General features: G+C 69.3%; 10 protein-coding genes and 1 riboswitch. Of the genes, 5 read left to right on the top strand and 5 right to left on the bottom strand.

Annotated features, from left to right (window positions below; translation table 11 throughout):
• Positions 1-27: 27 nt before the first annotated feature.
• The gene (gene cydB / locus ABZ716_RS11540) at positions 28-1,029 is read right to left on the bottom strand and encodes a cytochrome d ubiquinol oxidase subunit II (RefSeq protein WP_358809747.1); all 1,002 of its coding nucleotides are present in this window, start codon (positions 1,027-1,029) and stop codon (positions 28-30) included.
• A gap of 18 nt (positions 1,030-1,047) precedes the next feature.
• Entirely contained in the window at positions 1,048-2,553 is a 1,506-nt protein-coding gene (locus ABZ716_RS11545) for a cytochrome ubiquinol oxidase subunit I (protein WP_358809746.1), read from the bottom strand.
• 189 nt (positions 2,554-2,742) lie between these two features.
• Between ABZ716_RS11545 and ABZ716_RS11550 the strand changes: the two genes are divergently transcribed.
• Positions 2,743-3,111 carry a cyclophilin-like fold protein gene (locus ABZ716_RS11550; RefSeq protein WP_358809745.1) on the top strand — a complete coding sequence of 123 codons (369 nt, stop codon included), beginning with the start codon at positions 2,743-2,745 and terminating at the stop codon, positions 3,109-3,111.
• A 22-nt stretch (positions 3,112-3,133) separates the two neighbouring features.
• Here ABZ716_RS11550 and hisC read toward each other — a convergent pair whose 3' ends face one another.
• Positions 3,134-4,213: a histidinol-phosphate transaminase gene (gene hisC, locus ABZ716_RS11555; protein WP_358809744.1), complete on the bottom strand. Its 1,080-nt coding sequence runs from the start codon at positions 4,211-4,213 to the stop codon at positions 3,134-3,136.
• A 362-nt stretch (positions 4,214-4,575) separates the two neighbouring features.
• Here hisC and ABZ716_RS11560 point away from each other — a divergent pair, with 362 nt between their 5' ends.
• From ABZ716_RS11560 to ABZ716_RS11570, 3 genes are all read left to right on the top strand, one after another.
• On the top strand, positions 4,576-5,691 hold the full coding sequence (locus tag ABZ716_RS11560) for a LacI family DNA-binding transcriptional regulator (RefSeq protein ID WP_351877576.1): 1,116 nt from the start codon (positions 4,576-4,578) through the stop codon (positions 5,689-5,691).
• A gap of 216 nt (positions 5,692-5,907) precedes the next feature.
• On the top strand, positions 5,908-7,086 hold the full coding sequence (locus ABZ716_RS11565) for a metallophosphoesterase (protein WP_358958439.1): 1,179 nt from the start codon (positions 5,908-5,910) through the stop codon (positions 7,084-7,086).
• 149 nt (positions 7,087-7,235) lie between these two features.
• On the top strand, positions 7,236-8,066 hold the full coding sequence (locus ABZ716_RS11570) for a hypothetical protein (protein WP_358958293.1): 831 nt from the start codon (positions 7,236-7,238) through the stop codon (positions 8,064-8,066).
• A gap of 112 nt (positions 8,067-8,178) precedes the next feature.
• On the opposite strand, the gene thiC is transcribed toward ABZ716_RS11570, so the two are convergent.
• On the bottom strand, positions 8,179-9,966 hold the full coding sequence (gene thiC, locus ABZ716_RS11575) for a phosphomethylpyrimidine synthase ThiC (protein WP_351877583.1): 1,788 nt from the start codon (positions 9,964-9,966) through the stop codon (positions 8,179-8,181).
• Positions 9,961-10,105, bottom strand: a riboswitch (TPP riboswitch). It overlaps the preceding gene by 6 nt.
• A gap of 81 nt (positions 10,106-10,186) precedes the next feature.
• Between thiC and ABZ716_RS11580 the strand changes: the two genes are divergently transcribed.
• Entirely contained in the window at positions 10,187-11,545 is a 1,359-nt protein-coding gene (locus ABZ716_RS11580) for a YibE/F family protein (protein WP_358958441.1), read from the top strand.
• Positions 11,546-11,579: 34 nt separating this feature from the next.
• On the opposite strand, the gene ABZ716_RS11585 is transcribed toward ABZ716_RS11580, so the two are convergent.
• Positions 11,580-12,032, bottom strand: coding sequence for an SsgA family sporulation/cell division regulator (locus ABZ716_RS11585; protein WP_358958295.1), 453 nt, complete (start codon positions 12,030-12,032; stop codon positions 11,580-11,582).
• Positions 12,033-12,075 lie beyond the last annotated feature (43 nt).

The following is a 12,075-nucleotide window of genomic DNA, read 5'->3' on the forward strand; positions in this document are numbered from 1 at the left end:
GGGTCGGGCGGGGGCGAGGCGCGCGGATCATTGCGCGTCGGCAATGTGCTGGGTGCCGATCCGCTTGCGGAACACCCAGTAGGTCCAGCCCTGGTAGAGCATGACCAGCGGAGTGGCCACACCGGCGCACCAGGTCATGATCTTCAGGGTGTACGGGGTGGACGAGGCGTTGGTGACCGTGAGGTTCCACGCCTCGTTCAGCGAGGACGGCATGACGTTCGGGAAGAGCGTCAGGAACAGCATCGCGACGGCCGCCGCGATGGTGATCCCGGACAGGGCGAACGACCAGCCCTCCCGTCCCGCCAGGTTGAACCCGATGGCGGCGAGCAGCGCGGCCACGGCGACGGCCATGGCGATCAGGCTGCGGCCGTCACCGCGCGTGGCCTGGGTCCAGACGAGGAAGGCCAGGGCCAGCACGGCCGTCACCACTCCCAGGCGGGTCGCCAGCGCCCGCGCACGGTCGCGGATGTCGCCGACGGTCTTGAGCGAGGCGAACACCGCGCCGTGGAAGGTGAACAGCGTGAGGGTGACCAGTCCGCCGAGGATCGCGTACACGTTGAGCAGGTCGAAGAGGCTTCCGACGTACTCCATGTGCTGGTCGATCTTCACTCCGCGCACGATGTTGGCGAAGGCCACGCCCCACAGGAAGGCGGGGATCAGTGAAGTCCAGAAGATGGCGTGTTCCCAGTTGGACTGCCACCGGTCCTCGGAACGCTTGTGCCGGTACTCGAAGGCGACACCCCGGACGATCAGGCAGACCAGGATGAGCAGCAGCGGCAGGTAGAAGCCGGAGAACAGGGTGGCGTACCACTCCGGGAAGGCCGCGAAGGTGGCGCCGCCCGCGGTGAGCAGCCAGACCTCGTTGCCGTCCCAGACGGGACCGATGGTGTTGATCAGGACCCGCTTCTCGGCGCGGTCGCGCGCCAGGAGCTTGGTGAGTACGCCGATGCCGAAGTCGAAGCCCTCCAGGAAGAAGTAGCCGGTCCACAGAACGGCGATGAGTACGAACCAGACGTCGTGAAGCTGCATGGTGTGCTCCTTCCTGCCTCAGTACGAGAAGGCCATCGGCCGGTCGGTGTGCTGGTCGTCCCCGCCGACCTTGACCGGCGGGTTCAGGTCGGCGTCCGTCAGCTCGGGCGGACCGGCCTTGACGTACTTCACGAGCAGCCTGACCTCGATCACGGCGAGGACCGCGTACAGGAGCGTGAAGCCGATCATCGAAGTGAGCACCTCACCCTGCGAGACGTTCGGCGAGACCGCGTCCCGGGTGCGCAGCACTCCGTAGACCACCCAGGGCTGGCGGCCCATCTCGGTGAAGATCCAGCCCCAGGAGTTGGCCAGCAGCGGGAAGCACATGGTCCAGAGCGCGACGAGCCAGTACAGCTGAGCGAACTTGGGGCTGAGCGGCTTCTTGAAGAGGACGAGATGGGGGACCTCGTCCTCTCCGGTGCGCAGCCCCGGCGGCAGCAGGAAGCGCTTGCGGGTCAGCCACAGCCCGAGCACACCGATGCCGAGGGAGGCCATGCCGAAGCCGATCATCCAGCGGAAGCCCCAGTAGGCCACGGGGATGTTCGGCCGGTAGTCACCGGGACCGAACTTCTCCTGCTCGGCCTTGTTGACGTCGTTGATGCCGGGCACGAAGGAGTCGAAGTCGTTGTTGGCGAGGAACGACAGCAGGCCCGGAACCTCTATGGCCACCTTGTTGTGGCCCTTGTCCACGTCGCCGTAGGCGAAGACGGAGAAGGGCGCGGGCGCCTCGCCGTCCCAGAGGGCCTCGGCTGCGGCCATCTTCATGGGCTGCTGCTTGAACATGACCTTGCCGAGCATGTCCCCGCTGATGGCGGTGCCCATACCGGCGATGATCATGACGACCAGCCCCACCCGCAGCGAGCTGCGCATCACGGGGATGTGCTTCTTGCGCGCGAGGTGGAAGGCGGAGATGCCGACCATGAAAGCCCCGCCGACCAGGAAGGCGGCCGTGATCGTGTGGAAGAACTGGGTGAGCGCGGTGTCCTGGGTGAGGACGCGCCAGAAGTCGGTGAGCTCGGCCCGGCCCCGCTCCTCGTTCATCCGGTAGCCGACCGGATGCTGCATCCAGGAGTTGGCCGCGAGGATGAAGTACGCGGACAGGACGGTACCGAGCGAGACCATCCAGATGCAGGCCAGGTGGATCTTCTTCGGCAGCTTGTCCCAGCCGAAGATCCACAGGCCGATGAAGGTGGACTCGAAGAAGAAGGCGATCAGCGCCTCGAAGGCCAGCGGGGCCCCGAAGACGTCGCCCACGAAGCGCGAGTAGTCGGACCAGTTCATGCCGAACTGGAACTCCTGGACGATGCCGGTGACGACACCCATCGCGATATTGATCAAGAAAAGCTTGCCCCAGAACTTCGTGGCCCTGAGGTATTTCTCCTTCTCGGTGCGCACCCACGCGGTCTGCAGGCCGGCGGTCAGCGCGGCGAGCGAGATCGTGAGCGGAACGAAGAGGAAGTGGTAGACGGTGGTGATGCCGAACTGCCAGCGCGCCAATGTCTCAGGCGCCAAAGCTAGGTCCACGTCGTCTGCTCCTTGTCGTCGCCGTGGTCACAGCGGGCAGTCTGCCTGGCGGGTTCCTCCCCATAGCGGGAGGAAGCAGGACACGCTTGTGAACGCGTTCACATTCACAAGCATTATGGCCTACCCGTTTCGGCCGGATCCAGCGGGGGGTACCTAGCCAGGAAATTCAACAGATTGTTGAATGTGGCCATGCAGATTCGAATCTCATGGCCTGCGGGCCTGCTCACCGCGACCCTCGACGAGACCCCGACCAGCAAGGCGCTGGCCGCGGCCCTGCCCATCTCCGCCTCCGCGCACACCTGGGGCGAGGAGGTCTACTTCGACACGGGCGTCTCCGTGGCCCTGGAATCGGACGCCCGGCAGGTCGTGGAGCCCGGCACGGTCGCCTTCTGGACGGAAGGCGACGCCCTCGCGCTGCCCTACGGCCCCACGCCCATCTCGCGCGGAAGCGAGAGCCGCCTGGCGAGCCCCTGCAACGTGCTCGGCTCGTTCGACGGCGACCCCCGCCTCCTGGCCACCGTCCGCGACGGCGACCCCATCCGCGTGGAACTGGTCTGAGGACCACAGCTCCGTTACGGATCTACATCTCCTTGAAGAACGCCTCCGCCGTGTGCAGGAAGAGGTCGTTCGCCTCGGTCTCACCGATCGTGACCCGCAGGCCCTCGCCCGCGAAGGGCCGGACCACCACACCGGCCTTCTCGCAGGCCGCCGCGAACTCGGCGGTCCGCTCCCCCAGCCGCATCCACACGAAGTTGGCCTGGGTGTCCGGGACCGTCCAGCCCTGGGCGAGCAGCGTCTCGTGCACCCGGTTGCGCTCACACACGAGCGCCCCGACCCGGCCCATCAGCTCGTCCTCCGCACGCAGCGAGGCGACCGCCGCGTCCTGCGCCAGCTGGCTGACGCCGAAGGGCACCGCCGTCTTGCGCAGCGCCGCCGCGACGGGCTCGTGGGCCACGGCGAAACCGACGCGCAGGCCGGCCAGGCCGTACGCCTTGGAGAAGGTGCGCAGCACGGCGACGTTGGGGCGGTCACGGTAGAGCTCGATGCCGTCCGGCACGTCGGTGTCGCGGACGAACTCGCGGTACGCCTCGTCCAGCACGACCAGGATGTCCGAGGGCACCCGGTCCAGGAACCGCTCCAGCTCGGCACGGCGCACCGCGGTGCCGGTGGGGTTGTTGGGGTTGCAGACGAAGATCAGCCGCGTCCGGTCGGTGATCGCGGCGGCCATCGCGTCCAGGTCGTGGACGTCCCCGTCGGTCAGCGGCACCCGCACCGACGTCGCACCCGAGATCTGCGTGATGATCGGGTACGCCTCGAAGGACCGCCACGCGTAGATGACCTCGTCACCCGGGCCGGCCGTCGACTGGATCAGCGACTGGGCCACGCCCACCGAACCGGTGCCGGTGGCGATGTGCTCGGCCGGGACGCCGAAGCGTTCCGCCAGCTCGTTGACCAGGCCGGTGCAGGCCATGTCCGGGTATCGGTTGAAACGGCCCGCGGCCGCGACCGCCGTCTCCAGGACCCCCGGCAGCGGCGGGTAGGGGTTCTCGTTCGAGGACAGCTTGAAAGCGACGGCCCCGCCCTCCGCGGCGGGCTTGCCGGGCTTGTAGGTGGGGATGCCGTCCAGCTCGGCGCGCAGCTTCGGGCTCTTCTCGCTCACCGCAGGTCCTCCTCGACCGTCCCGTCGGCGTCTCCTCCGACTCAATACTGCTCACCTTATGAGGATTCCGCCGATCCGAGAATGGCGGGCGCCAGGAACACAGGGGGAGCGCGCGCATATATGCGCGCGCCGGTGGCCTGCGCCGTGGCGCGCGTCCCTCGTGCAGGTGAGTTGCGACCGGCCCAGGGCCGGGGCGTTTTGGCATGCTCGTACCCGCCGACAGGCCGCACCCGTGGCTCAGGCCCTCAAATTCCTTCAATTCCAAGGTCATTGGGGGTGGCGAACCAAGCAGAATCGTGCCTGTCAACCCGTGCATATGCACCTGAAGCACCCACCCCTCCGAGCCCTACTATCGGCTCGCCATGACAGCAGCAGGGAAGCATCACGTGAACCGGGCCGAGACCACCCGGCGGGTCGGCGGCCGACAGGGGCGCGCCGGCATCAGGGACGTGGCCGCCGCCGCGGGCGTCTCCATCACCACCGTCTCCGACGCGCTCAATGGCAAAGGGCGGCTGCCGGACGCCACCCGCCGCCACGTCCGCGAGGTGGCCGACCGGCTGGGGTACCGCCCCTCCGCCGCCGCCCGCACCCTCCGTACGGGGAAGTCGGGCCTCATCGGCCTGACCGTGACGACGTACGGGGATGAACCTTTCACCTTCACCGAGTTCGCCTACTTCGCCGAGATGGCACGGGCCGCCACCTCCGCCGCGCTCGCCCGCGGCTACGCCCTCGTCATCCTCCCGGCCACCTCGCGGCACGACGTCTGGTCCAACGTTGCTCTCGACGGGACCGTCGTCATCGACCCCTCCGACCACGACCCCGTCGTCAGCGAGCTCGTCCGCCAGGGCCTGCCCGTGGTGTCCGACGGCCGGCCCGCAGGCACCCTCCCCGTCACCGCCTGGGTCGACAACGACCACGAAGCCGCCGTACTGGGCCTGCTCGACCACCTCGCCGCCGCCGGCGCCCGCCGTATCGGGCTGCTGACCGGCACCACCACCGACACCTACACCCGGCTCTCCACCACCGCCTACCTCAGCTGGTGCGAACGCGTCGGCCAGGACCCCGTCTACGAGTCCTACCCCGCCCACGACCCCTGCGCCGGCGCGGTCGCCGCCGACCGGCTCCTCGCCCGGCCCGACCGCCCCGACGCCGTCTACGGGCTCTTCGACCCGAACGGCACCGACCTCCTCGCCGCCGCCCGCCGCTACGGGCTGCGGGTCCCCGAGGACCTGCTCCTCGTGTGCTGCAGCGAGTCCACCGTCTACGCGAACACCGAGCCGCCGATCACCACGCTCTCCCTCAAGCCGCGCCGCATCGGAACCGCCGTGGTGCAGCTGCTGATCGACGCGATCGAGGGGGTGGACACGGGCCGCACGGTCGAACAGGTCGTCCCGACCGAGCTGATCATCCGTACGTCCTCACAGCGCAGAACCCCCCGGACCACCGTCAGCCCGCCCCGCTCACCCTCCCAGGACTGACCGCCGGAACGCCGTACCGGCGGGGCCGAGAGCCCCGTCGGGGATTTCAACAATGCCCATATCGGGCCGAAACGGCAGGAAGGTTTGGTTCCGCCCAGGATTCACCACCCCTGGTGCGTCACAGAGCGCGAGCCGCATTCCTATGATGGGCGCACGACATCACGGACCCTCCACCTCGGAGGTGAGCAGGGTCCGCAGGTGTACGGCAGCGCGACGGTGGTGGAGGGGTCGATGACTCAGGGGGCCGGTCAGGGACCCGCGATGCGGACGGACACGCTGCGGGACTTCCGGGTGCCGGTCGGCGAACCCGCCCCGCACGACGCGTCCGCCGGCCTGTCCGGCGAGACGCCCGTGTACGGCGAGTACCCCGCGTACTACGCGCCGGAGGCCGTCCCGCAGCAGCGCGCGGCCGCCGAGACCGCCGAGTTCCCCGCCGCCGGCTCCGAGGACGACCTGGACGGCTACACGCCGACCCAGCGTGACCTGCCGGTCATCGGGCGCGCCGCCACGGGCGGCCCCGGGGACACCGTCCAGGTCCAGTACGTCCCGCAGGAGGCCCCGGCCGCCGGTCCCGGCCCCCTCTACGTGGTGGGCGACGTACACGGCTACCTCGACGAGCTCATCCACGAACTCCAGGCCCAGAACCTCATCGACGCCGACTGCCACTGGTCCGCCGGCAACGCCCGGATCTGGTTCCTCGGCGACTTCACCGACCGCGGGCCCGACGGCATCGGCGTCATCGACCTCGTCATGCGGCTGTCCGCCGAGGCGGCCGCCGCCGGGGGCTACTGCAAGGCCCTCATGGGCAACCACGAGCTGCTCCTCCTCGGCGCCAAGCGGTTCGGGGACACCCCCGTGAACTCCGGCGCCGGCACCGCCACCTTCCAGGCCGCCTGGCTGCTCAACGGCGGCCAGCGCGCCGACATGGAGCGCCTGGAGGACGTCCACCTGCAGTGGATGTCCCGGCTGGACGCGGCCACCCTGGCGGACGGGCACCTGCTGCTGCACTCCGACACCACCGCGTACCTGGACTACGGCGACTCCATCGAGGACGTCAACGACACCATCCACGAACTCATCAACCGCAACGACGCCGACACCACCTGGGACCTGTTCCGCAAGTTCACCAAGCGCTTCGCCTTCCGCGACGAGGAGACGGGCCCGCAGGCCGTCCGCCAACTGCTGACCACCTACGGCGGCAACCGCATCGTCCACGGCCACAGCCCCATCCCGTACCTGCTCGGCGAGGTGGGCACCGAGGACGGCGACGAGGCGCACGGACCGGAGGCCGTCGACGGACCGCACGTATATGCGGACGGGCTGGCCATCGCGATGGACGGCGGCGTGACGATGGCGGGCAAACTGCTGGTCCAACAACTGCCGCTGCGCGACTGAGCGTTCACTGAGCGGGGTATTTCCCGAAAGTCCCTGTCACCCCATGGCCGGGGCGCTCTACCATCGCCCTGTCCGTAGCAGGCTCTCCTCCGTTTTCAGCCGGCGCCCGGTTCTCCGCAGGCGTACCGGCTCGTACGGAGCATCGGGGGATGCACATGACCAGCGGTCCGCACCTGCTCACCGAAGACCGGCCCGAGTTCGACCGCCTCCTGGACGAGGCATTGCGCGCAGCGGACGAACGGCCCGAGCTCGCCTCACTCGGCGAACGGCTCAACGCCGAACAACTGCGCACCATGGCGCTGAGCGCCATCGCACTGCTGACGGCCGCGGCGGCCGCCGAGTACGCCCACTACGTGAAGGTCCGGGAGGAACTGCGCGACGAGGCCCTGGCAGGCCGGGGGAACACCGATGAAAGCCCCGTCGAGGACGGTGACGGCCAAGGCGAGGGCGGCGGCGCGGGCGTGAGCGCCGTGGTGGCCGTTCTCGCACCGGTCCTGGCGGGCACCGCCATGCTGATCTTCCTGCTGGTGGGTTACAGCCTGAAGGCGATCGATCCCGAACCGGCTTTCGCCCGGACGATGTTGACGGCGGGCTGGCTCTTCGGCGGGCTCACCGTGGTCGCGCTGCTCTTCGCGGTGATTTCGCTGCTGGTGGCCGCCCTGCGCAACAGCTCCACGGAGGTGGCCGCGCAGGAGAGCGTCCCGATACCCGACGAACTCGCGCGGGCCCGGGAGGCATGGCGCAACGCGTTGCTGGAGCGGGGCATCATGCCGTTCCTGCGTGACGCGCTGGCCGATCCGGCCGCCGGGACGGGCTATCCGGTGCCCCACACGCCGGGGGCCGGGCGCATCCCCCATCTGGGATACACCCGGCCCGACTTCACCAGCCCGTCCGAGGGTACGCACTGCCCGCGGCCCGGCTACTCCAGCCCGGACTTCACAAGCCCGGACTTCGGCGGCCCGGAGCACCGGCCCGAGTGATCTCCTTCTTCACGCGAGACCACGTTTCACGTGAAACATCGGCCGCCTCGGCTCAGCGGACGGCGTCCCGCGACTCCCCCCATGAGGTCGCGGGACGGTCCGTCCGGCTGGTTCAGTCCGCCAGCGGCAGGTAGACGCGGTTGCCCGAGGCGGCGAACTCGGCGGACTTCTCCGCCATGCCCGCCTCGATCTCGTCGGCCTTCAGATCTCCGCCGTGCTCACGGCGGATGTCCTGGGAGATCTTCATCGAGCAGAACTTCGGGCCGCACATGGAGCAGAAGTGCGCGGTCTTGGCCGGCTCGGCCGGCAGCGTCTCGTCGTGGAACTCGCGCGCCGTGTCCGGGTCGAGGGCCAGGTTGAACTGGTCCTCCCAGCGGAACTCGAACCGTGCGTCCGACAGGGCGTCGTCCCACTCCTGGGCACCGGGGTGGCCCTTGGCCAGGTCCGCCGCGTGGGCCGCGATCTTGTACGTGATGACACCGGTCTTGACGTCGTCGCGGTTGGGCAGGCCCAGGTGCTCCTTGGGCGTCACGTAGCAGAGCATGGCGGTGCCCCACCAGGCGATCATCGCGGCGCCGATGCCGGAGGTGATGTGGTCGTACGCGGGCGCGACGTCCGTCGTGAGCGGGCCGAGCGTGTAGAACGGCGCCTCCTCGCAGATCTCCTGCTGGAGGTCGATGTTCTCCTTGATCTTGTGCATCGGGACATGGCCCGGGCCCTCGATCATCGTCTGCACGTTGTGCCGCTTGGCGATCGTGTTGAGCTCGCCCAGCGTCTTGAGCTCCGCGAACTGCGCCGCGTCATTGGCGTCCGCGATGGAGCCGGGGCGCAGGCCGTCACCGAGCGAGTAGGTGACGTCGTACGCCGCGAGGATCTCGCAGAGCTCCTCGAAGTTCGTGTAGAGGAAGTTCTCCTTGTGGTGCGCCAGGCACCAGGCCGCCATGATCGAACCGCCGCGCGAGACGATGCCGGTCTTGCGGCGGGCCGTCAGCGGCACGTACGGCAGCAGCACGCCGGCGTGGACCGTCATGTAGTCGACGCCCTGCTCGGCCTGCTCGATGACGGTGTCCTTGTAGATCTCCCAGGTCAGCTCCTCGGCGCGGCCGTCGACCTTCTCCAGAGCCTGGTAGAGCGGCACGGTGCCGATCGGGACGGGGGAGTTGCGCAGGACCCACTCGCGGGTGGTGTGGATGTTGCGGCCGGTCGAGAGGTCCATGACCGTGTCCGCGCCCCACTTGGTGGCCCAGGTCATCTTGTCGACCTCCTCCTCGATGGAGGAAGTGACGGCGGAGTTGCCGATGTTGGCGTTGACCTTCACCAGGAACCGCTTGCCGATGATCATCGGCTCGATCTCCGGGTGGTTCACGTTGGCCGGGAGCACCGCGCGGCCCGCGGCGATCTCCTCGCGGACGACCTCGGGGGAGACGTTCTCGCGGAGGGCGACGTACTCCATCTCCGGGGTGATCTCGCCCCGGCGGGCGTACGCGAGCTGCGTGACGGCCTGCCCGCCACGGCCCCGGCGCGGCAGGCGCGGGCGGCCGGGGAAGACGGCGTCGAGGTTCTTGAGGCCGCCACGGGGCGAGGTGTGCTTGATGCCGTCGTCCTCGGGGCGCACGGGGCGGCCCGCGTACTCCTCGGTGTCGCCCCGGCCGATGATCCAGTTCTCGCGCAGCGGCGGCAGGCCGCGGCGGACGTCGGTCTCGATCTGCGGGTCGGTGTACGGACCGGACGTGTCGTAGAGCGTGACGTCCTTGCCGTTGGTGAGGTGGACCTGGCGGACCGGCACCCGGATGTCCGGGCGGGAACCCGCCAGGTATCCCTTGTGCCAGCCGGGCTGGCGCTCGGTCTGGCCGTCGGCGTCCTGGCCGTCGGCAGGCGTGCGTGCATCCTGAATGGTCATGAGACCTGATCTCCCTACGCCGGCATTACCCGGTAACAGGTTCGGCGGTCGACGCAGCCTCCTCCCGTACGCAATCTCCTGCGCGTACGGTGATCAGCGCCCTCTCAGCCCGGTGCTCCGAGCTCCCGCGTTGTGCAAAGTAGCCCCCACGCTAGCGTCATCTGTGGCGTGCTGAACAGTGGGCCCCCTCATCTGTTGCGATGATCTGCCAGTGACGACCTTGCCGCAGCCCCCCGACGAACTTGCTGAGAGCCCCGGACATGGGCACGGACATGGCCACGGGCACGGACACGGACATGGACATGGCCACGGGCCGGCCGCCCCGGTGTCCAAGCACCTGCGCAAGGTGATCGCCGCCGTGCTGATCCCCTTCGCCGCCGCCGTCTTCGTCGGCATGGTGGTGCTGTGGCCCGGAGGCGCCCCCGCCCACGAGCGCACCGGAGTGGGCTTCGACCGCCAGACCCAGCAGGGCAAGGTGGTCGCCGTCGCCGACGTCGACTGCAAGTCGGTGAACGCCTCGCAGGTACCGCCCGCCGGGGCCGCCCCGGAGGGGCGTGAGGCACCGTCCCCGAAGGCCGGTGCGTGCAAGCGGGCCACCGTCGAGGTGGGCACCGGTCCGGAGAAGGGCCGGGTCTTCTTCGAGATCGTCCAGCCCGGTGCGCCACGGCAGTTGGCGAAGGGGCAGGAGGTGGTGGTCGCCTTCGCGCCGGACGCGCCGCGCGACCTCCAGTACTCCGTGATCGACCTGAACCGGAAGTTCCCGATGGCCCTGCTCGCAGGCATCTTCGCCGTCGCGGTGGTCGTCGTCGGCCGGATGCGGGGACTGTTCGCGCTCGTCGCGCTCGTGGTCAGTTTCGGGGTGCTGACCCTCTTCATCCTCCCGGCCATCCTGCAGGGGTCCAACCCCCTGGTCGTGGCGGTGGTCGGAGCCAGCGCGATCATGCTGATCGCCCTCTACATGTGCCACGGGCTCACCGCCCGCACGTCGGTCGCGGTCCTCGGCACCCTGGTCTCACTGCTGCTGATCGGGCTGCTGGGCTCGCTGTTCATCGACTGGGCGTTCCTGAGCGGGAACACCGACGACAACACCGGGCTGATCCACGGGCTCTACCCGGACATCGACATGAGCGGACTGCTGCTCGCGGGCGTGATCATCGGTTCGCTGGGTGTCCTCGACGACGTGACCGTCACCCAGACCTCCGCCGTCTGGGAACTCCACCAGGCAGACCCGCGGATGGGCTCGCGTGCCCTCTACCGGGCGGCCATCAGGATCGGTCGCGACCACATCGCCTCCGTGGTCAACACCCTCGTGCTGGCCTATGCGGGTGCGGCGCTGCCGCTGCTGCTGCTGTTCTCCATCGCCAACAGCAGCATGGGCACCGTGGCCAACAGCGAGCTGGTGGCGGAGGAAATCGTCCGGACGCTCGTGGGCTCGATCGGACTCGTCGCCTCGGTCCCCGTGACCACGGCGCTGGCCGCCCTGGTCGTGTCCGCGGACCGCCCCGGCCCCGCCCTCGGCGACCCCGCCCAGAGCACGGCGCCGGCCCGCGGCGGCCGGGGCCGGCGACGCAAGCGCTGAAGGATGCGGGACCGGCCGCAGGGAGCGGCGGCCGTCAGCCCGCGCTCTGCTCGTTCTGCTGCTGGGCCTCGGCGAGGATCCTGGCGAGTTCCTCGTCGAGGGTCTCCTCGAAGTCGCCGAGACTGCGCTCCTGACCGAGGGGCACGATCCGGTCGGTGCGGTCGAGGAACGCGACGAGCGGAGCCGCGCCGGCCCGGAACAGGGCCCGGTCGCCGCCGACCTGAAGGCGGATGTGGACGTCGGAGAGTTCCCCCGGTTCGGTGGGGGCGATGTGCACATCGCCGTCGCCGCACGCCCCGTTGATGCCGTCGAGCAGCAGCTCCCGGCCGAACGCCCAGGTCACGGGGGCGTCTCCGGGGAGGTGGAAGGTCAGGCGCACGGCGTAGGGGTCCCGGGCTTCGTACCCGAGCTCCACGGGGATCCGGAACGCGAGCTCCTCGGAAACGAGGAAACTCATCATGACCTCTGCCTGTACCGACTCGCGCATTGCCTACTCCGCTGTAGTGGAAGTGGCCAGGAATGATCCCCCA

The sequence above is a fragment of the Streptomyces sp. NPDC006687 genome (assembly GCF_040636215.1).
Classification (GTDB): domain Bacteria; phylum Actinomycetota; class Actinomycetes; order Streptomycetales; family Streptomycetaceae; genus Streptomyces.

Excerpts from the sequence above, each read along its gene's own strand:
- cydB (WP_358809747.1), bottom strand. The coding sequence starts at position 1,029 with ATGCAGCTTCACGACGTCTGGTTCGTACTCATCGCCGTTCTGTGGACC.
- ABZ716_RS11550 (WP_358809745.1), top strand. The coding sequence starts at position 2,743 with ATGCAGATTCGAATCTCATGGCCTGCGGGCCTGCTCACCGCGACCCTC.
- ABZ716_RS11560 (WP_351877576.1), top strand. The coding sequence starts at position 4,576 with ATGACAGCAGCAGGGAAGCATCACGTGAACCGGGCCGAGACCACCCGG.
- ABZ716_RS11570 (WP_358958293.1), top strand. The coding sequence starts at position 7,236 with ATGCACATGACCAGCGGTCCGCACCTGCTCACCGAAGACCGGCCCGAG.
- thiC (WP_351877583.1), bottom strand. The coding sequence starts at position 9,966 with ATGACCATTCAGGATGCACGCACGCCTGCCGACGGCCAGGACGCCGAC.
- ABZ716_RS11585 (WP_358958295.1), bottom strand. The coding sequence starts at position 12,032 with ATGCGCGAGTCGGTACAGGCAGAGGTCATGATGAGTTTCCTCGTTTCC.